Raw genomic sequence first — 19,221 nt, forward strand, 5'->3', positions numbered from 1 at the left:
GCTGCCACACGGCTGCACTGACCCCCTCTGCACGCATCAGGCGCGCACAATACGGGCATGCCTGCTCCCCCCACCGCTGGCGCTGCCGCCGCGAAGAAACCCAGCCTGCGCCAGCGCTTCAGGGCCATGCGCAACCTGCCGCCGTTCCTGCGCATGGTCTGGCAGACCAGCCCTGCGCTCACCCTGGCCAGCCTCGGGCTGCGCCTGATCCGCGCCCTGCTGCCGGTGGCGATGCTGTACGTCGGCAAGCTGATCATCGACAGCGCCCTGCACCTGAGCCAGCACGATGCGGGCTTCCCGCCGCTGGGGGAGGCGCTGTCCAGCGGCGTGCTGAATCCACTGCTGGGCCTGCTGGCGCTGGAATTCGGCCTGGCCATCGCCTCGGACCTGCTCGGCCGTTTGGTCAGCTACGCCGATGCGCTGCTCTCGGAGCTGTTCGCCAACGTCACCAGCATCCGCCTGATGGAACACGCGGCAACGCTGGACCTGGAGGACTTCGAGGACCCGGACCTGCAGGACAAGCTGGACCGCGCGCGGCGCCAGACCATGGGCCGGATGAACCTGATGAGCCAGCTGTTCGGCCAGGTGCAGGACGCGATCACCGTGGCCAGCCTCGCCGTCGGCCTGCTGGTGTATGCGCCGTGGCTGATCCTGCTGCTGGCGCTGGCGCTGGTGCCGGCCTTGATCGGCGAATCGCACTTCAACGCAGCCGGGTACAGCCTCAACTTCCAGTGGACGCCCGAGCGCCGCCAGCTCGACTACCTGCGCCAACTCGGCGCCAGCGTGGAAACGGCCAAGGAAGTGAAGATCTACAACCTGCACCGCTTCCTGGTGGAGCGCTACCGGCGCCTGTCGGTGGCGTTGTTCCAGGCCAACCGGGCGCTGGCCCGGCGCCGCGCGTTCTGGGGCACGCTGCTGGCCGCGCTGGGTACGCTGGGTTACTACACCGCCTATGCCTACATCGCCTGGCGCACGGTGCGCGGCGATTTCTCGATCGGCGACCTGACCTTCCTCGCCGGCAGCTTCCTTCGCCTGCGCCAGCTGCTGGAGGGCCTGCTGATCGGGTTCTCGCAGGTGGCCAGCCAGGCGCTGTACCTGGATGACCTGTTCTCGTTCTTCCAGATCGAGCCGGAAATCCACTCGCGGGAAGACGCCGCGCGCGTGCCGCAGCCGATCCGCCAGGGTTTCGTGTTCGAGAACGTCGGCTTCCGCTATCCCGATGCCGAACAATGGGCGGTGCGCCATCTGGATTTCCAGCTGCACGCCGGCGAAGTGCTGGCCCTGGTCGGCGAGAATGGCGCGGGCAAGACCACACTGGTCAAACTGCTGGCACGCCTGTACGAACCGGACGAGGGCCGCATCCTGCTCGATGGCCGCGACCTGCGCGACTACGACCTGGACGACCTGCGCGCCAACCTCGGAGTGATCTTCCAGGACTTCGTGCGCTACAACCTCAGCGCCGGCGAGAACATCGGCGTCGGTCAGGTCGAGGCGATGGATGACCAGGCACGCATCGCCGATGCCGCGCGGCGCGGCATGGCCGAGGAAGTGATCGACGACCTGCCCGGCGGCTACGACCAGCTGATCGGCCGCCGCTTCAAGCAGGGCGTGGACCTTTCTGGCGGCCAGTGGCAGAAGATCGCCATTGCCCGCGCGTGGATGCGCAATGCCCAGGTGATGATCCTGGATGAGCCAACGGCAGCGCTGGATGCGCGCAGTGAGTTCGAAGTGTTCCAGCGGTTCAGGGAGCTGGCGGATAATCGTACGGCAGTGCTGATTTCCCACCGCTTCTCTTCGGTACGCATGGCCGATCGCATCCTGGTGCTGGCCGATGGCCGGATCGAGGCCAGTGGCACCCATGAGCAACTGATGGCCGAAGGCGGCCGTTATGCCGAGCTGTTCGAGCTGCAGGCGGCCGGTTACCGCTGAGAACGCCTCTCGTTCCGCCCAATGAGAACTTGTCTCATTTGAGATAGAATCCCTCCGACGACTTTTGATAGATACGCCCATGTCCTCCGCTTTTGGCGCCGAAACGGTGCTTGAGGTCCGTCACTGGACCGACGCCTACTTCAGTTTCACCACCACCCGCGACAGCGGCTTCCGCTTCGAGAACGGCCAGTTCGTGATGATCGGCCTGGAAACCGAGGCGCGGCCGCTGCTGCGTGCGTATTCCATCGCCAGCGCCAACTGGGAAGAGCACCTGGAGTTCTTCAGCATCAAGGTGCAGGACGGCCCGCTGACCTCGCGTCTGCAGCACATCAAGCCGGGCGACAAGGTGCTGGTCGGCAAGAAACCCACCGGCACCCTGCTGATCAGCGACCTGCACCCGGGCAAGAACCTGTACCTGCTGGGCACCGGCACCGGCATGGCACCGTGGCTGTCGGTCATCAAGGACCCGGAAACCTACGAACGCTTCGAGAAGGTGATCCTCTGCCACGGCGTGCGCTACGAAAAGGACCTGGCCTACCGCGATTACTTCGAGAAGGAACTGCGCGAGCATGAGTTCCTGGGCGAGATGATCGGCGAAAAGCTGCTGTACTACCCGGCGGTCACCCGTGAGCCGTTCGCCAACCAGGGCCGACTGACCCAGCTGATGGAGAGCGGAGAGATGCAGCGCACCCTCGGCCTGCCGGAGCTGAACCCGGAAAACGACCGCGCGATGATCTGCGGCAGCCCGCAGATGCTGGCCGACCTGCGCAGTGTGCTCGACGCCCGCGGCTTCCAGGTCTCGCCTCGCATCGGCCAGCCGGGCCACTACGTGTTCGAGCGCGCGTTCGTCGAGAAGTAAACCGTTGCAGCTGTAGAGCCGAGCCCACGCTCGGCTCGCGCGCACCGCGCGCGCTCAATGTCGGCCGGACAAGCAGCCGAGCGTGGGCTCGGCTCTACAACACCGCTTCGATCTCGTCGCGCAGTTGTTCCGGCTTGGTGGTGGGTGCAAAGCGATCCACCACGTTGCCCTGGCGATCGACCAGGAACTTGCTGAAATTCCATTTGATGCGGGCGCTGCCCAGCAGGCCGCGCTTCTCGCGTGACAGCCATGCCCACAACGGATCAGCCCCCTCGCCGTTGACCTCGATCTTCTCCGACAGCGGGAAGCTGACCGGATAATCCAGCGAACAGAACTGGCGGATCTGCGCGGCGTCACCGGGCTCCTGTGCACCGAACTGGTTGCACGGGAAGCCGATCACCACCAGGCCACGCTCGCGGTAGTCCTGCCACAGCTGCTCCAGCCCGGTGTACTGCGGGGTGAAGCCACAACGACTGGCGACATTGACCAGCAGCAACGGGTGACCCTGATAACGGGCCAGCGCCTGCGGCTGGCCGTCGAGGTCGCGGAAGCTGAAATCGTAGGCAGTGGTCATGGCAGCGGGCCGTGGGCGGTGACTGCATGGTACCCGCGCCCGGCCCCGGCAACATGCCTTTTGACACAAGTGCGGGCGCCGCCGGCCGGGTTACCCTCGGGCCCTTGTTTGCCTTACCGGAGTTCCTACCTTGACCACTCGCCTTGCCCTTGCCGTGGCCATGTCCCTCGGCCTTGCCCTGCCCGCCTTCTCGGCCGGCGCCGCCACCCCGGCTGCCAGCACCAATGCCCAGCAGGCCAATCCGTTCTTCGCCGAAAGCCCGCTGCCGCTGCACTTCCCGCAGTTCGACAAGATCAAGGACAGTGACTTCGCCCCGGCCTTCGACGCCGGCATGGCGCAGCAGCTGAAGGAAGTGGAGGCAATTGCCAACAACAAGGCCAAGCCGACCTTCGACAACACCATCATCGCCCTGGAAAAGAGCGGTGACATCCTTGACCGTGCGACGACCGTGTTCTTCAGCCTGGTCGGCGCCGACACCAACGACACCCGCAAGAAGCTGCAGGCCGACTACTCGGCAAAGTTCGCCGCGCACAGCGATGCGATCGCGCTGAACGGCAAGCTGTTCGCCCGCATCCAGGCGCTGTATGACACCCGCAGCCAGCTGGGCCTGGACGCCGAAGGCGTGCGCCTGGTCGAGAAGTACTACGACAACTACGTGCGCGCTGGCGCCAAGCTGTCCGAGGCCGACAAGGCCAAGTTGAAGGACATGAACGCCGAGCTGGCCAACCTCGGTACCAGGTTCAGCCAGAACGTGCAGTCGGAAGTGAACGCCTCGGCGATCACCGTCGACGACGTCAAGGAGCTGGACGGCCTGTCCAAGGAGCAGATCGCCGCCGCCGCCGAAGCCGCCAAGGCCCGCGGCCAGGACGGCAAGTATGTGATTACCCTGCTCAACACCACCGGCCAGCCGCCGCTGACCAACCTGGCCAACCGCGCCCTGCGCCAGAAGATCTACGAAGCCTCGACCACCCGCGGCAGCCGCGGCGGTGAGTTCGACAACACCGCGCTGGTCTCGCGCATCATGCAGCTGCGTGCCGACAAGGCCAAGCTGATGGGCTTCCCGAACTTCGCCGCCTACAACCTGACCAACCAGACCGCCAAGACCCCGGAAGCAGTCAACGCGATGCTGGGCAAGCTGGCCCCGGCCGCGGTGGCCAACGCCAAGCGCGAAGCCGCCGACCTGCAGGCGATGATCGACAAGGAACAGAAGGCCGCGCGTAAGCCGACCTTCCAGCTGGAACCGTGGGACTGGGCCTTCTACAGCGAGAAGGTGCGCCAGGCCAAGTACAACTTCGACGAGTCGCAGCTGAAGCCGTACTTCGAGATGAAGAACGTGCTGGAGAACGGCGTGTTCTACGCCGCCGGCCAGGAATTCGGCCTGACCTTCAAGCAGCGCACCGACCTGCCGGTCTACCACGATGACGTCACCGTCTACGATGTGTTCGACGCCGACGGCAGCCAGCTGGCGATCTTCATCTTCGACCCGTATGCACGCGCCTCCAAGCGCGGTGGTGCGTGGATGAACTCCTACGTCTCGCAATCCAAGCTGACCGGCTTCAAGCCGGTGGTCGCCAACCACCTGAACATCCCGAAGCCGCCGGCCGGCCAGCCGACCCTGCTGACCTGGGACGAGGTGAACACCACCTTCCACGAGTTCGGCCACGCCCTGCACGGCATGTTCTCCAACGTGAAGTACCCGTACTTCTCGGGCACCTCGGTGCCGCGTGACTTCGTCGAGTTCCCCTCGCAGGTCAACGAGATGTGGGCCGACAACCCGGTCATCCTGAAGAACTACGCCAAGCACTACCAGAATGGTTCGGCGATGCCGCAGGCACTGCTGGACAAGGTGCTGGCGGCGGCCAAGTTCAACCAGGGCTTCGCCACCACCGAGTACCTGGGTGCAGCCATGCTTGATCAGCGCTGGCACCAGATCGGCGCCGACCAGGTGCCGGCCGCCAAGGACGTGATGGCCTTCGAGCGCGCCGCGCTGGAGAAGGACGGCATCTACTACGCGCCGGTTCCGCCGCGCTACAAGACCCCGTACTTCAGCCACATCATGGGCGGCTACTCGGCCGGCTACTACGCCTACATCTGGTCGGAAGTGCTCGATGCCAACACCCAGAAGTGGTTCAAGGACAACGGCGGCCTGAGCCGCAAGAACGGCGACCACTTCCGCGCCACCCTGCTGTCCAAGGGCGGCAGCGTCGACGCGATGCAGCTGTTCCGCGATTTCGCCGGCCACGAGCCGCAGATCGAACCGCTGCTGGAAAAGCGTGGCCTGACCGGCGCCGGCAACTGATCGCCAGCGCAGTCGCCTGAAACGAAAGCCGCCCGGGAGACCGGGCGGTTTTTTTTGTTGGGGTTGGGGTCAGAACCCATTTCTGCGAAATGGGATCTGACCCCGGGGTGATCCCTTTCCAACGGAAAGGGCTCCGACCCGACCATGAACTCACCGCGGCGCTACGTACCCACCCGGCACACCTTCCGGCGACAGCAACAGCTGCCACAACTGCGCGTGCCGGCAGCGGAACGTGGCCATCGAGCCAGCCAGGTAGAAGCGCCACATGCGCCGGAAGTGCTCGTCGTAGCGCGCATCCAGCCGTGGCCATGCCGCTTCCACGTTGCGGCGCCAGGCCTGCAGGGTGAGGTCGTAGTCGGTACCGAAGTTGTGCCAGTCCTCCAGCACGAAATGCCCTTCGAACGCCCGGGTGATCTGCACCGCCGACGGCAGCATCGAGTTGGGGAAGATGTAGCGCGCGATCCACGGATCGGTGCGATGCCGCGAGATGTTGGTGCCGATGGTGTGCAGCAGCAGCAACCCGCGCGACGACAGGCAGCGTTTGGCCACCTCGAAGAAACTGGCGTAGTTCTTGTCACCGACGTGCTCGAACATGCCGATCGAGAAGATCGCATCGAACGGTTCGTGCAGTTCGCGGTAGTCCTGCAGACGGATCTCGATCGGCAGGCCCGCGCACAGTTCGCGCGCGAACCCGGCCTGTTCCTGCGAAATGGTCACGCCGACGCCACTGACACCGTAGCGCTCTGCGGCGAACTTCAGGGCTTCGCCCCAACCACAGCCGATGTCCAGCACGCGCTGGCCCGGGCGTAGGCCCAGCTTGCGGCAGACCAGGTCGAGCTTGGCTTCCTGCGCGGCGTCGAGATTGTCGGCATTGCGCCAGTAGCCGCAGCTGTAGACCAGGCGCTGACCGAGCATGGCCTGGTAGAGATCGTTGCCGAGGTCGTAGTGGCGGCGGCCCACTTCGTAGCTGCCCTGCCCGACCTGCAGGTTGAACAGGCGCGCCTTCAGTGCATCGGCCACTTCGCGCCAACCGTGCACCCGTTCGTCCAGGTGCGCCTGCATCAGGTGGACGAGGAATTCATCCAGGACGTTGGCGTCCCACCAACCGTCCATGTAGCTCTCGCCCAGGCCGAGCGAACCGTGCGCCATGACCCGCGCGAAGAAGCGCGGGTCATGCACCTGGATGTCCTGTGGCTGGGTGCCGCCGATGCGGACCCCGGCTTCGTGGAGCAGGCCGGCGACCCGCTCCTGCAACCCTGTATCCACACCACCTCCTCGACTGCGGTCAACCGCGTGCGAACAGCTCCACGTAGTCCTTGGCCACGTGCGGCAACAGCACCGCCGCCGGTACATCGGCGGTCTGGGTGCCGTCCGAGTATGGACCCACCTGGTACGGCGGGAAAACAAAGCGCAGCGCGGTGATCTGCCCCTTGTCGTTGGTCAGCGGCTGGAACTGGCTGAAATTGTCGGCCTGCGGGCCGGTACCGTCGGCGATCATGCGCGATGCGTTGCGCAGCGACTCCTGCAGCTGGGCCGGGTCCATGTCCTCGCCACTGAGACGGGTGGCCACGCGTTCGCGCAACTGGTCGGCGACGAAATCGCTGATCGCCTTCCAGCCCTTGGCATCGGCCACCAGCTTTTCGGCGCTGAGCATCTGCTGATGCTGCGGCAGCCACACGAAGCGCGCCACCAGCGGTTCGCCATGGGCGCCACCGGTATAGCGGCTGCCGTCGGCACTGACCACCACCAACTGCGGCGTTTCCAGCAGCTTCTCGAAGCTCAGCGACAGCTCGTAGGGCATGGTCGGCTTGTCGTTGCCAAGCCCGTCCAGTGCCTGCTGCAGGTCGCTGCGAGCGCTGGTGGCATAGTCCTGCAGCGCGCGCGCCAGGCCCGGGTAGCGGTCGATGCCGGCCGGGTAGCTGATGCCCACCACTTCGCGTTCGTTGTTCTCGATCACGTCTCGCAGGTCCAGCGGCGCCTCGGTGGCCGGCGTTTCGCCGGCGGCGGTGGCCTCGGCGGCGGGTGCCGCGTCGGCTGCCGGCGCCGGCTCGCTTTCACGCTGGCAACCGGCCAGCAACAGCACGCCCACCACGCCGGCCAGCACGCTGCCGTGCAGTGGCCGGTTGTTTCCAATCTTCATCGGGATCCCCTGTTCATGTTTGTACATCATCGCCTGCCATGGCTGAAGCGTGACCCGCTGGCGTTCAGCCAACGAGCAGGTCGTGGTACTCCTCGTGCCGCTGCAGGAAGGCCTCGGCGTAGGAGCATGCCGGCACCACCTTGTATTTCTGCTCGCGGGCGAAACGCAGTGCCACGCGGGTCAGCTCACCGGCAATGCCACGGCCGGCGATCGGCTCGGGCACTTCGGTGTGGGTGATGACCATGCGCCTGCGCTTGATCTGGTAATCGAGCACCGCCAGCTGTCCACGCACACGGGCGGTGAAGCGGTGGTTGGCCAGGTCGTGTTCGACCTCGTAGGCCAGACCGGGGGGCGTGACCGAAGCCATGGAACTGTCTCCTGCGGCGACTGCGTGGATGGTGCGCAGCCGGGCGCCATGATCGCGTGAAGCCTGAACAGGGGCAAGTCCGTTCCATTCACGTCAGTTTGCGACCCTCAAGCTGGAGCGCTGGCGGCCGCTATCGCCTGTGGAGGGGTCCGGCCAGGCTGGCACGGCCCTTGCGACCGTTGACCATGCGTACCACCGCGGAGGCACCGATGCACCCCAGCGATCCCCATTCCGATACCGACCGTGCCCTGCTGGAGGGCCTGCTGCAACTGGCGGTGGAAGGGCAGACCGAAGACCAGGATTTCCAGCGCATCGGCGAGGAAGTGTTCGCCCGCCTGATGGACACCTACGGCCAGCAGACCGCAGCCTGAGCCTGCCGGGGCGGATCGCTGCCGATCCGCCCCGCTGCCGCCATCAACCGCCGCCGAGGCGGAAGGTCGGGTTGGAGAGCTCGCGCAGGAAGTGGTTGAAGATGCTCGGCTGCATGGCCAGCATGAAGATCACGCCGAACGCCGCGCCCGCCAGATGGGCACTGTGGTTGATGCGGTCACCGCCGCGCTTGTCCATCCAGATGCTGTAGCCGACATAGAACGCGGCGTAGACGATGGCTGGCGCCGGGATGAAGAACACCAGGATGATCGACCACGGCTTGATCAGGATGAAGGCGAACAGCACCGCCGACACCGCACCGGACGCACCCAGGCTGAGGTAGTTCGGATTCTTCTGGTTCTTCAGGTAGCTGGGCAGGATCGAAACCAGCAGCGCGCCGATGTAGAACGCCGGATAGGTCAGGTAGCTGCCGGTCAGCTGCACCATCACGCTCTCGATGAATCCCCCGAAGAAGAACAGGGTGATCATGTTGAAGATCAGGTGCGACCAGTCGGCGTGGATGAAGCCATAGGTCACCAGCCGGTCGTACTGGCGGTGACGGTCGATGGCCGGCGGCCAGAGGATCAGGCGGTCGGCCAGCTTGCGGTTGTTGAACGCCATCCACGACAGGATAGCGGTGATGGCGATCAACAGCAGATTGACGGGGGTCATGTCAGGCTCAGGCGCTACGGTAGTTGTCGACCATACGATAGCGTTTCGCATACCAACCGAAGGCCAACGCCGCGATGAAGGCGAAGCCGGCGAAGAAGAACATCAGGAACGCCGCCTCGCTAAGGCCCGTGCCGGCGATCTGGTGGGTCACCGTGTCATTGCGCACCGCCGCGTTGGACAGCAGCACCCACAGGTTACCGATGGTGGTGGTCAGGTTCCAGAAGCTCATCACCACGCCCTTCATCGCCTGCGGCGCCTGGCTGTAGGCGAACTCCAGGCCGGTGGCCGAGACCAGCACCTCACCGAAGGTCAGCAGCGCGTACGGCAGGATCTGCCAGAAGATCGACATGGCATTGCCACCGTCCATCACCACCTGGATGCCACCGATGACGATCCAGGCCAGGCCGCTGAAAGCGATACCGGCGGTCATGCGGCGCAGCGCGGTCGGCTCGAAGCCGAAGCGGCGCAGGGCCGGGTACAGCACCAGGTTGTTGAACGGGATCAGGATCATCACCAGCAGCGGGTTCAGCGCCTGCATCTGCGAGGCGGTGAACCAGCTCGGCATCTGCATCTGCTGGCCCTGCAGGACCCAGGTCGAGGCCTTCTGGTCGAACAGCGAGAAGAACGGCGTGGTCAGCGCGAAGATCACCAGCACGCGCAGTACCGAACGCACACCTTCCACGGCTTCGGCCGGATGCTGGCCACGGGCGCGATCCAGCTGCAGCCAGGTGCCACCGCCGATGCCCGCCAGGATCGACACCAGCGCCAGGCACAGGCAGATCACGATGCCCAGCGAGCCGACCAGGCCGAACGAGGCCACTGCCAGCACCCCGCCGAGCACGGCGATCACCAGGCCCGGACGGCCCTGGCCGGCGACGCGCGCGGTCAGCGCGGTGCGCACCACGTTGGCGAACGAGTGCGGGTCCTTCGGCGGCAGCGGCACCAGCACGTAGCGCTTGCGGCCCAGCCAGAACACGAAGGTGGCGATGAACATCAGGATGCCCGGAATGCCGAACGCCCACTGCGGGCCCCAGTTCTTCAGCACCAGCGGGATCAGCAGCGAGGCGAACAGCGAGCCGAAGTTGATGATCCAGTAGAAGGCGTCGAAGACGATCTTGGCCAGGTGCTTGTTGCTCTGGTCGAACTGGTCACCCATGAACGAGGCCACCAGCGGCTTGATGCCACCGGCACCCAGCGCGATCAGGCCCAGGCCGAGGAAGAAGCCTTCGCGGCTGTTTTCGAACAGTGCCAGGCACAGGTGGCCGGCGCAGTAGACCAGGCTGAACCAGAGGATGGTGTGGTACTTGCCGAAGAACTTGTCGGCCAGCCAGCCACCGAGCAGCGGGAAGAAATACACGCCGATCATGAAGCTGTGCATGATGTCCTTGGCTTCACCGGCACGGCCCTCTGCAGTGATTTCCTGCAGCAGCAGCGAGGTGATCAGGAACTGCACCAGGATGTTGCGCATCCCGTAGAAACTGAACCGTTCGCAGGCCTCATTGCCGATGATGTACGGAATCTGGCGCGGCATCCTTCCCTGGCCGGCGATGGGGGCAACTGCGTCGTGGCTCATCCTGTAAGGCATTCCTGCAAAGCGAAAGGCGCAAGGTTACCGGAACCGGGGCTTGCGAAGCACGCTGCAGGGCTGCATGACAACGGTGCCAATCCATGGCAGGCCGTCCTGGCGCCGCCGGAAGTCACGGAACCTGCACGACAAAAGCGTAAACTTATCGTTATGCGCCCCCTCGCCCACGCCCGCCTCCTGCTCAGCTGTCTTGCGCTGTTGCTGGCGCTGCAGGCACAGGCGCGGCCGCAGGCGCCGGCGTCCGCCACCGGCGGGGGCGAGGCTCGCCAACTGACGGTGGCCGCGCTGGAACTGCCCAGCCGCGATGACACGCAATGGAAACAGCGCCGCGAGCAGGTCGCGCAGCTGCTGACCGACCTGCAACCGGACGTGATTTCGGTGCAGCAGGTGCTGCAGCAACAGGGCCGCAACCCGGCCTGCTGGCTGGCCAGCCGGCTGCGCTACAGCTGCGACTTCGTTACCGCCGATCCGCCCAGCCAGCCGCTGCGGCATGGCAACGCGATGCTGACCCGGTTGCCGGTCAGCGAGGATGGCGTGACCCTGCTGCATCCACCCGGCACCTTCAGCGCCGCCGGCATGATGCGGCTGAAGCTGGGCGAGGCGCTGGTCAACATCTATGTGGCGCGACTGCGCCCGGACCTGGACGAGGCCACTGCCCGCCAGCATCAGACCAGCGATCTGATGACCTGGATCGGCGCCACCTCCGAGGGCATGCCCAGCCTGATCGCCGGTGATTTCTCCGCCAACACGGTGGAACTGGTGCGCAGCACGCCCGGCTTCCAGCCGGCCCGGCGCAATCCCGGCGGCCGCGCCGATCCGCCCGCGGCCAGTGGCGGCGGTGCGAGTGGCCATGGCCTGGATGTGCTGTTCCAGGTCAAGCACTTCGGCGGCATCCGCCAGCAGCCGATCCTGCTGCCGGCCGACGGCGACCTGCCCGGTCTGCGCCTGGGCGTGATGGCCACCCTGCGCCTGCAGGGCGATACGGCCACGGCCGAATAGCCCCGCCTTCGGCCCCCACCAGGTCCTGCCCGACGTCCAGAAGCTGGCACACAAAAAGGCCGGGGTCTCCCCCGGCCTTCTCATTCCATTCCGTCACGCAATCAGGCGATCGCTTCCTGGTAACGGCGCTCGACTTCATTCCAGTCGATGACGTTGAAGAACGCGCCGATGTATTCCGGCCGACGGTTCTGGTACTTCAGGTAGTACGCGTGTTCCCACACGTCCAGGCCGAGGATGGGGGTGTTGCCTTCCATCAGCGGGCTGTCCTGGTTGCCGGTGCTCTCGACCACGACCTTCTTGTCCGGGGTCACGCTCAGCCATGCCCAGCCGCTGCCGAAACGGGTCAGCGCAGCCTTGGTGAAGGCGTCCTTGAACTTGTCAAAGCCGCCCAGGTCCTTGTCGATGGCCTTGGCCACGTCGCCCACCGGGTTACCGCCAGCATTCGGAGCCATCACGGTCCAGAACAGCGAGTGGTTGGCATGGCCGCCACCGTTGTTGCGCACCGGACCCTGCAGGTTCTCCGGCAGCGACTTGAGCTTCTTCACCAGTTCTTCGACCGGCAGGTCAGCGTACTCGGTGCCTTCCAGCGCCGCGTTGACGTTGTTGATGTAGGTCTGGTGATGCTTGGTGTGATGGATTTCCATCGTCGCCGCATCGATATGCGGTTCCAGCGCGTCGTAGGCGTAGGACAGCTTGGGCAGGGTATAGGCCATGATGCATCTCCTGATTGCGAGGGCACCCGACGGTGTCGGGCGTTGCGCGGTGAATGATGGGGACAGACCCCCAGATTACCAAGGGGGATGTAAAGGAAATTGCGTCCTGCCAGTGAGCACGACGGCAATTGTTACGCAGCAGTGACGCGACGCCGTCCTCATGCACCGTGCAGCGCACAGGCGCTAAAGTCCCTGCACCACCCTCGCCCGCTCCCTGCCCATGCGCAACCCCCGGCTGCTGATCACCGCCATCGCCCTGCTGCTGCTCGGGCTGGTCGTCAACCATTTCATGCAGCGCCCGCCGGCGCCGCAGTTCGCGCCGGACCTGCAGGGTGCGTCTGCCGCGCGCGCGCCGGCCACGGCCGCTACCGGCAACGACAGCGGCCTGCCCGCGTTCCTGCCCGCTGAAGCCCGGCAGACCATCGCCCTGATCCAGCGCGGTGGTCCATTCCCGCACCGCCAGGACGGCAGCACCTTCGGCAACCGCGAACAGCAGCTGCCACAGCGTCCGCGTGGCTACTACCGCGAATACACCGTCGACACCCCCGGTGCGCGTACCCGCGGCACGCGCCGCATCGTCACCGGTGGCGATCCGCCGGAGGCGTGGTACTACACCGACGACCACTACGAATCGTTCCGCAGCTTTACCGTACCGGCCCAGGGAGCGCAGTGATGAGCCACGATGATTTCGGCCTCGGCCTGCATGACATCAACAATGCTGGGGTCTACGCCATCGACAGCGACGACATCGACGCACTGGCCGCAGCGATGCGTGATGCCGGGCTGAAGGTGATCCGCATCGATCTGGAAGGCGTGGCCGACAAGCGCACCCTGCTCGCCCGGCTGGCCGCGCAACTGGATTTCCCGGCCGGCTTCGGCGGCAACTGGGATGCGCTGTCGGACAACCTGCGCGACCTGCAATGGCTGCCGGCCAACGGTTACGCGCTGTTCCTGGCCGACGTGGACACATTGCGCGCCTCCACGCAGAAGGACTTCGACACCCTGCTGGATGTGATGGACGAGACCAGCCGCGACTGGGTCGGCCGCGACGTGCCGTTCTGGGTGTTCCTGTCGCAGAGCGCGTAAGTCACCGCCCAGGTAGAGGCCGACCCTGGTCGGCGCACGTGCTCCGGTAGATGCCGACCCTGGTCGGCGCTTCTGTGCCAACCAAGGTTGGCACCTACCAACGCGCGAGCCGGCCAGCGTATGGGGCCCGCGCGCCCTGCCTAGCGGCTCCCGTTATCTTCCTGCAGCTCTTTCTTGAACGGGATGTCCGGCGGCGGTCGCGCCACCGCCGGCTGGTCCTGCATGTTGGGGTTGGTCAGGCCACAGCCACCACCAGCCTGCAGGATCGAGATCACACAGGATATCTTCGTGCCGGTGCCCGGCAACGGAATCTCCATCGACTTGATGCCCTTGCGCACCCACTCGGCCAGCAGCGATTCCTGCGGAACCCAGTACTTGTCGAACGAAGTGGGCGTGTAGTCGTAAGGCGGTCGCTTCAACCAGGTGCCCGATTGCGCGATGCGTTCCTTGCTCCAGCCATCGCTGGCGCCACCGGGCGCACCGCGCTCGGCACGACCCTCGCCTTCCTGGCCCGGCACGCGGACGCTGCCATCGGCATTGAACAGGCCACTGCCCTTGCCGGTGGCGCTGGCCTGGCGGGCGCCGTTGTCGGCGCCGCCATGGTTACGGCTCGATGCACCCCAGTCATCGCCCTTGGCGGGCGTGGCCCAGTTGCCCGGATTGGGGGCCGGACGCGCTCCAGCCTGGGCCGGGGTCGTGCTGGATGCAGCGGGCCGCGCAGTGCTGCTGCTCGCCTGCGTCGCGCTGCCACTGGATGCCGGCGCAGGCGTTGCCGCAGGTGCACTCCCATTCGAAGACGAAGGGGCTGCCGCCGGTGCCGAGGCTACTTCGCGCTCGCGCACCTGTACGTCACGACCCGCTGGCGCATGCACTGCCGGCTCACGACCGGCGACGGTTGCCATCCGCACCTGCGGATCGACCACTGCCTGCACTTCACGCTCGCGCACCTGCACGTCGCGCTGCGGCACGCGCACCTGCACATCGGCCGTGCGCAGCGGCTGCGACACCGCCGGTGCATCGACCGTACTGACTTCGCGTTCCTGCACCGGGATGTCACGCAGCTGCGGCGTCCGCACCGCGATCTCCGGCACACGCGGTGCGGTGGGGGTTGGCGGCGCCTGCACCGGCTGCACGCTGCGCTCGCGCACCGTGGGTGTGGTGTCACGCGGCACGATGCTGACCTCGGTGCGCGGCACGCTGACCGGCGGCACCACGAAATCGGTGCTGGCCTGCGCCACTTCGGTGGCCTGCACCGGCGATGGTGGTGGGGCCGCAAGCGGGCCGGCTCGGCGTCGTCGGCCGGCGGCGACGGCACACTGGCTGTCGGTGCTGGAGCCGGTGCGGGCGCAGGCGCCGACGCAGCTGCAGGACGCGGCTCAGGTGCAGTCGCTGCCCCGCCTCCTGGCCGGCGGCAATCTGGCCGGCCGGTGCAGCCGCAGCCGCCTCGGCACCCGGCTGCTCGCCCCCGCCCTCCTGGGAGGCGCGGCCGATGAATTCCACCTGCACACGCTCGCCTTCGGCGCCCTCTGCTTCCGGTGCCGTGGTGCGGATCACCGCCACCCACAGCAGCAGCACGAAGAACAGCAGGTGCAGGAGCGCGCTGGCGAACGCGGAGGTCCAGCGCATCCAGCGCTGATCACGCGGCGCTGCGTCCCAGTCCTGCCAGAACAACCGGCGCAGCGACTGCCACGATGACAGCCGGGGCGACTGGCCCGGCGGTCCCGGCAGCGGGCGCGGCAGCAATACCGCAATCACTTCGCGGGCGTGGAACGGCCGCGGCAGCGGGCCCAGCGAACGCAGCCACAGCGCCCAGCCATAGGGCAGGCGCGTGGACTTCTCGAGGACGGCGCGTGGCTGCTGGCGGGCCAGCAGCAGGTCGATAAGTTGCTCGGCCCGGGTCAGAGGCACGCGTCAGCGATCAGGCGGCGTTGCCGCGAGGGATGTACGGCGCGTGGCCACTGTCGTGGTCGGTCGCGTCGCGCACGGCAGTCACACCCGGCACGCGGCCCATCAGGGTCTTCTCGATACCCTGCTTGAGCGTCACATCGGCCATGCCACAGCCCTGGCAGCCACCACCGAAGCGCAGCAGCACCACGCCTTCGGCCGACACTTCCTGCACGGCCACCTTGCCGCCATGCGAGGCCAGCTGCGGATTGACTTCGTTCTCGACCACCCAGTGCACGCGCTCGACCAGCGACGCGGCATCGCCGGGGGCCTCGCCCTTGATGCGCGGCGCCTTGATGGTCAGCTGCTGGGTACCGGCGGTGCCGGCGACGATGTCGATCTCGGCGCCGTCGAGCCAGCCGACGCTGCTCGCATCGACGTAGAGGGTGAAGCCATCGCAGTCCACCGCCCACTCATCACCGAGCAGGTCGCTGGGTTCGGCGAACTCAAGCCGGGCATCGGCGCGCGGGGTGCCGGGGTCGACTGCACTCAAGCGCACGCCCATGCCGGGCACGCCCTCGCGTTCGATCAGCTTGCGGAAATGGGTCTGGGCAGTGTCGGAGATCTGGATCATCAGGCTATTCTAGCCAAGTAAGCGTCAGCCGCTCATTCGGTTTATACACCGTCCGGCGCATTGTTCAGTCAACACGAGGTGGAGATTCCCATGGCCGACCTGATTCCACTGGCCCAGGCCCGTTGCGTGCCGCGCAAAGGCAGCGACCACAAGCTTGGCGAAGCCCGCCTGGCTGAACTGCTGCCGCAGATTCCCGGCTGGGAGCTGAGCGAGGGTGGCCAGGCGCTGTCGCGCACCTTCCGCTTCAAGGACTACTACGCCACCATGGCCTTCGTGAACGCGCTGGCCTGGATCGCCCACCGCGAGGACCACCATCCGGACCTGGGCGTGCATTACGACCGCGCGGTTGTGCGCTTCTCCACCCACGACGTGGGCGGCCTGAGCGAGAACGACTTCATCTGCGCGGCAAAGACTTCGGCCCTGACGGAGCAACTGCCATGAACGTACGCTTGCTGAGCCTGTCCCTGATGGCTGCGACCGGCCTGGCCGGCTGTGGCCCGTCCGAACCGCCGGCACCACCACAGCCGCCGCCGACAGAAGTGGCCGCAGTGAAGACGCCGCCGCCGCAGTACCCGCTGGAGCTGGCCTGCATGGGCGTGGGTGGCACCAGCACCTTCAAGGTGACCATCGGCACCGACGGCAAGCCGAGCGAGGTCGCGCTGTTGACCGGGGCCGGCAACCCGCAACTGGATGAACTGGCCAAGACCGCCGTGCAGGGCTGGCAGTTCAACGCTGCCACCCGCAACGGCCAACCGGTGCCGGCCACCATCCAGGTGCCGGTCAGCTTCAACCCGCCGCAGCCGAAGCCAGACCAGTGCTTCGCCATCGAAGAACGGCTGCGCCGCGGCGGCTGATCGCCCGTACCCCGACGAGGCCAGCCGACGCCCGCCTCGCCCTCGCCGCCCCGGCCTTGCCCGGGGCGGCTGTCTGTTGACCAGGACCGCGTCGGTACATGCTGCAGATTCCCCCCGAAAACATCTGGATCGCGCTGGCGGTCACCCTCGCGGCCGGCCTCGCCACCGCCATCGGCAGCCTGCTGGTGCTGTTCTCGCGCCGCCCCAATCCGCGCCTGCTGGCGTTCGGCCTGGCTTTCGCCGGCGGCGCGATGGTCTATGTGTCGCTGTCAGAGATCCTCAACAAGTCCATTGCCTCCTTCGCACTGGCCTATGGAGAGCGCACCGGCTTCACCTACGGCACCCTGGCTTTCCTGCTGGGCGTGATCGTGATCGTGCTGATCGACCACTTTATTCCCAATCCGCATGACAGCCTCGACAAGCAGGACCCGGCGTTCCGCGAGAACAGCCGCGAGTACCTGAAACGGGTTGCCCTGCTGACCTCGGTCGCGATCACCGCGCACAACTTCCCGGAAGGGTTGGCAACCTTCTTTGCCACACTGGAAAGCCCATCGGTGGGTATGCCACTGGCTTTCGCCATCGCCATCCACAACATTCCCGAGGGCATCGCGATTGCGGTGCCGGTGTACTTCGCCACCCAGAACAAGTTCTATGCGTTCAGCGCCAGCCTGCTGTCGGGCCTGGCCGAACCGGTGGGCGCGGCGCTGGGCTACTGGCTGCTGTCCGGGTCGTTGTCGCACGCCACCTTCGGCTGGGTGTTCGGGCTGATCGCCGGCGTGATGGTATTCCTGGCGCTGGATGAGCTGCTGCCGGCGGCCAAGCGCTATGCCAAGGGCCACGAGACGGTTTACGGGCTGGTGGCCGGCATGGGCACGCTGGCGATCAGCCTGGTGCTGTTCAAGTGGTGAGGGGTTCCCGGCTCGCCCTGTAGAGTTGAGCCATGCTCGACTGGCTTTTCGCGCAACCCTACCGAAGAGCAGTCGAGCGTGGCTCGACTCTACAAGGGTTCCTTACTTCAGGCGGTCCAGCGCCTCGGCCAGCTCATCCGCCAGCGGCGCGTTCAGCACGTACGGGCTCTTGCCGTCGTCCAGCGAGAACTCCAGCGAGGCCGCATGCAGGAACAGGCGCTTCAGTCCGATCTGCTCACGAAGCCGCTTGTTGACCGCCGGATCGCCGTATTTGTCGTCACCGGCCACCGGATGACCCAGGTGCTGGGCATGCACGCGGATCTGGTGGGTGCGACCGGTTTCGATGCGCACCTCGCAGTACGAATGGCCGCCGCGACGCTCCAGCACGCGGAAGTGGCTGATCGATTCCTTGCCGATCGCGTTCACCTGCACATGGCGCTCGCCGCCCTGGCGCAGACCCACGTGCAGCGGCGCATCGACCGTCATCACGCCGTCGGGCATGCGTCCGGTCAGCAGGGTCAGGTAGCGCTTGCGGATGCCGGCGCCGTGGTCTTCACGCAGCAGCGCCTGCAGTTCGCTCAGCGCCGAGCGCTTCTTGGCCACGATCAGCAGGCCCGAGGTGTCGCGATCCAACCGGTGGACCAACTCCAGGGTCTGCCCCGGACGCAGCGCGCGCAGGGTCTCGATGGCGCCAAAGCTGATGCCGCTGCCGCCGTGGCTGGCCACGCCGGTGGGCTTGTTCAGGGCCAGCAGGCGGGCATCCTCGAACACGATGGCCTGCTCCAGGCGTCGCATGAACGCCTCCGGCGGACCGGCCTTGTCTCCCTCTTCGGTGAGACGAACCGGCGGCACTCGCACCTCATCACCCGCCTCGAGCTTGCGTTCGGCCTTGGCGCGGCCACCATTCACCCGCACCTGGCCGCTGCGTACCAGCTTGTAGACCAGGCTGCGCGGGGCGCCCTTCAGCTGGCCGAGCAGGAAGTTGTCCAGACGCTGGCCGGCGCGGTCGGCGGGAACGGTGATCATGCGCACGGAAGGCTTGTCGCCAGCGGGCTTGGTGGGGTCTTGGGCAGTCATCAGGCTGTTTATTCTGTTACACTCGGGGGGCGAGATAAGGGATTGATTTCGTTGGAAGTTACTCAGGGCCAGAAGCCCAGCTTCCGACGAATCCGGCACAGTGCGCGACCACCGCCCGCGGGGCGGCCATGTTAGCGGCTCACCGGCCTTCCCGGCCATCGCCGGATGCCTGACACGCAACCGTGCTGAACATGTCCCGCGTGGCGCTCCAGCCTGGCTGACAGCTGCCTGCGGCCTGTAACACCCCAAAACCCATAAGAGTGAAGCGCTCC

19 protein-coding genes and 1 pseudogene are annotated in these 19,221 nt (G+C 66.3%); 10 read left to right on the top strand and 10 right to left on the bottom strand.

Annotated features, from left to right (window positions below):
* Window positions 1-57: 57 nt before the first annotated feature.
* Window positions 58-1,929, top strand: a complete 1,872-nt coding sequence (locus tag FQS62_RS14905; protein ID WP_208043028.1) for an ABC transporter ATP-binding protein — start codon at window positions 58-60, stop codon at window positions 1,927-1,929.
* A 79-nt stretch (window positions 1,930-2,008) separates the two neighbouring features.
* Entirely contained in the window at window positions 2,009-2,788 is a 780-nt protein-coding gene (locus FQS62_RS14910) for a ferredoxin--NADP reductase (RefSeq protein ID WP_107379882.1), read from the top strand.
* 94 nt (window positions 2,789-2,882) lie between these two features.
* On the opposite strand, the gene FQS62_RS14915 is transcribed toward FQS62_RS14910, so the two are convergent.
* Complete coding sequence (locus tag FQS62_RS14915; protein WP_088480243.1) at window positions 2,883-3,362, bottom strand: glutathione peroxidase; 480 nt, start codon at window positions 3,360-3,362, stop codon at window positions 2,883-2,885.
* A gap of 130 nt (window positions 3,363-3,492) precedes the next feature.
* Here FQS62_RS14915 and FQS62_RS14920 point away from each other — a divergent pair, with 130 nt between their 5' ends.
* Window positions 3,493-5,661 carry a M3 family metallopeptidase gene (locus FQS62_RS14920; RefSeq protein WP_208043027.1) on the top strand — a complete coding sequence of 723 codons (2,169 nt, stop codon included), beginning with the start codon at window positions 3,493-3,495 and terminating at the stop codon, window positions 5,659-5,661.
* 150 nt (window positions 5,662-5,811) lie between these two features.
* Here the strand turns inward: FQS62_RS14920 and cfa are convergent, their stop codons facing one another.
* Genes cfa through FQS62_RS14935 form a run of 3 tightly spaced genes read right to left on the bottom strand, consistent with a single transcriptional unit; the run spans window position 5,812 to window position 8,168 of the window.
* Window positions 5,812-6,927 (bottom strand): cyclopropane fatty acyl phospholipid synthase, encoded by a 1,116-nt coding sequence (gene cfa / locus FQS62_RS14925; RefSeq protein WP_208043026.1) that lies wholly within the window; start codon window positions 6,925-6,927, stop codon window positions 5,812-5,814.
* Window positions 6,928-6,946: 19 nt separating this feature from the next.
* Window positions 6,947-7,828 carry a PdaC/RsiV family protein gene (locus FQS62_RS14930; protein WP_049449223.1) on the bottom strand — a complete coding sequence of 294 codons (882 nt, stop codon included), beginning with the start codon at window positions 7,826-7,828 and terminating at the stop codon, window positions 6,947-6,949.
* Window positions 7,829-7,865: 37 nt separating this feature from the next.
* Window positions 7,866-8,168, bottom strand: a complete 303-nt coding sequence (locus FQS62_RS14935; protein WP_006455911.1) for a GNAT family N-acetyltransferase — start codon at window positions 8,166-8,168, stop codon at window positions 7,866-7,868.
* Between the two features lie 185 nt (window positions 8,169-8,353).
* Between FQS62_RS14935 and FQS62_RS14940 the strand changes: the two genes are divergently transcribed.
* Entirely contained in the window at window positions 8,354-8,539 is a 186-nt protein-coding gene (locus FQS62_RS14940; RefSeq protein ID WP_088480240.1) for a hypothetical protein, read from the top strand.
* Window positions 8,540-8,582: 43 nt separating this feature from the next.
* Here FQS62_RS14940 and FQS62_RS14945 read toward each other — a convergent pair whose 3' ends face one another.
* A complete protein-coding gene (locus FQS62_RS14945; RefSeq protein WP_057500143.1) occupies window positions 8,583-9,209 on the bottom strand; it encodes a rhomboid family intramembrane serine protease in 627 nt (208 codons plus the stop codon).
* Between the two features lie 7 nt (window positions 9,210-9,216).
* A complete protein-coding gene (locus tag FQS62_RS14950) occupies window positions 9,217-10,782 on the bottom strand; it encodes a POT-type proton-dependent oligopeptide transporter (RefSeq protein ID WP_049449227.1) in 1,566 nt (521 codons plus the stop codon).
* A gap of 162 nt (window positions 10,783-10,944) precedes the next feature.
* Here FQS62_RS14950 and FQS62_RS14955 point away from each other — a divergent pair, with 162 nt between their 5' ends.
* Window positions 10,945-11,793: an endonuclease/exonuclease/phosphatase family protein gene (locus FQS62_RS14955; protein WP_057500145.1), complete on the top strand. Its 849-nt coding sequence runs from the start codon at window positions 10,945-10,947 to the stop codon at window positions 11,791-11,793.
* A 101-nt stretch (window positions 11,794-11,894) separates the two neighbouring features.
* Here FQS62_RS14955 and FQS62_RS14960 read toward each other — a convergent pair whose 3' ends face one another.
* The gene (locus FQS62_RS14960; protein ID WP_005410310.1) at window positions 11,895-12,506 is read right to left on the bottom strand and encodes a superoxide dismutase; all 612 of its coding nucleotides are present in this window, start codon (window positions 12,504-12,506) and stop codon (window positions 11,895-11,897) included.
* Window positions 12,507-12,726: 220 nt separating this feature from the next.
* On the opposite strand from FQS62_RS14960, the gene FQS62_RS14965 reads away from it, so the two are divergent.
* Together FQS62_RS14965 and FQS62_RS14970 are read left to right on the top strand one after the other, a co-directional pair.
* Window positions 12,727-13,179 (top strand): guanyl-specific ribonuclease, encoded by a 453-nt coding sequence (locus FQS62_RS14965; protein WP_088480239.1) that lies wholly within the window; start codon window positions 12,727-12,729, stop codon window positions 13,177-13,179.
* Window positions 13,179-13,592, top strand: a complete 414-nt coding sequence (locus tag FQS62_RS14970; RefSeq protein ID WP_049449230.1) for a barstar family protein — start codon at window positions 13,179-13,181, stop codon at window positions 13,590-13,592. The genes FQS62_RS14965 and FQS62_RS14970 overlap by 1 nt, the downstream gene beginning before the upstream one ends.
* Before the next feature lie 140 nt (window positions 13,593-13,732).
* On the opposite strand, the pseudogene FQS62_RS22295 reads toward FQS62_RS14970, so the two are convergent.
* Both FQS62_RS22295 and FQS62_RS14985 read right to left on the bottom strand, forming a co-directional pair.
* Window positions 13,733-15,500: pseudogene (locus tag FQS62_RS22295) on the bottom strand (hypothetical protein).
* A gap of 10 nt (window positions 15,501-15,510) precedes the next feature.
* Window positions 15,511-16,110 (bottom strand): NfuA family Fe-S biogenesis protein, encoded by a 600-nt coding sequence (locus FQS62_RS14985; protein ID WP_049449234.1) that lies wholly within the window; start codon window positions 16,108-16,110, stop codon window positions 15,511-15,513.
* A 90-nt stretch (window positions 16,111-16,200) separates the two neighbouring features.
* Here FQS62_RS14985 and FQS62_RS14990 point away from each other — a divergent pair, with 90 nt between their 5' ends.
* From FQS62_RS14990 to zupT, 3 genes are all read left to right on the top strand, one after another.
* Window positions 16,201-16,551, top strand: a complete 351-nt coding sequence (locus tag FQS62_RS14990) for a 4a-hydroxytetrahydrobiopterin dehydratase (RefSeq protein WP_006456031.1) — start codon at window positions 16,201-16,203, stop codon at window positions 16,549-16,551.
* Entirely contained in the window at window positions 16,548-16,964 is a 417-nt protein-coding gene (locus FQS62_RS14995) for an energy transducer TonB (RefSeq protein WP_208043621.1), read from the top strand. The genes FQS62_RS14990 and FQS62_RS14995 overlap by 4 nt, the downstream gene beginning before the upstream one ends.
* A 98-nt stretch (window positions 16,965-17,062) precedes the next feature.
* Entirely contained in the window at window positions 17,063-17,872 is an 810-nt protein-coding gene (gene zupT, locus FQS62_RS15000) for a zinc transporter ZupT (protein WP_010486740.1), read from the top strand.
* A 102-nt stretch (window positions 17,873-17,974) separates the two neighbouring features.
* Here the strand turns inward: zupT and FQS62_RS15005 are convergent, their stop codons facing one another.
* Window positions 17,975-18,949, bottom strand: coding sequence for an RluA family pseudouridine synthase (locus tag FQS62_RS15005; protein ID WP_154349375.1), 975 nt, complete (start codon window positions 18,947-18,949; stop codon window positions 17,975-17,977).
* Window positions 18,950-19,221: the final 272 nt, after the last annotated feature.

Source organism: Stenotrophomonas sp. SBJS02 (assembly GCF_020428325.2).
GTDB lineage: Bacteria > Pseudomonadota > Gammaproteobacteria > Xanthomonadales > Xanthomonadaceae > Stenotrophomonas > Stenotrophomonas africana.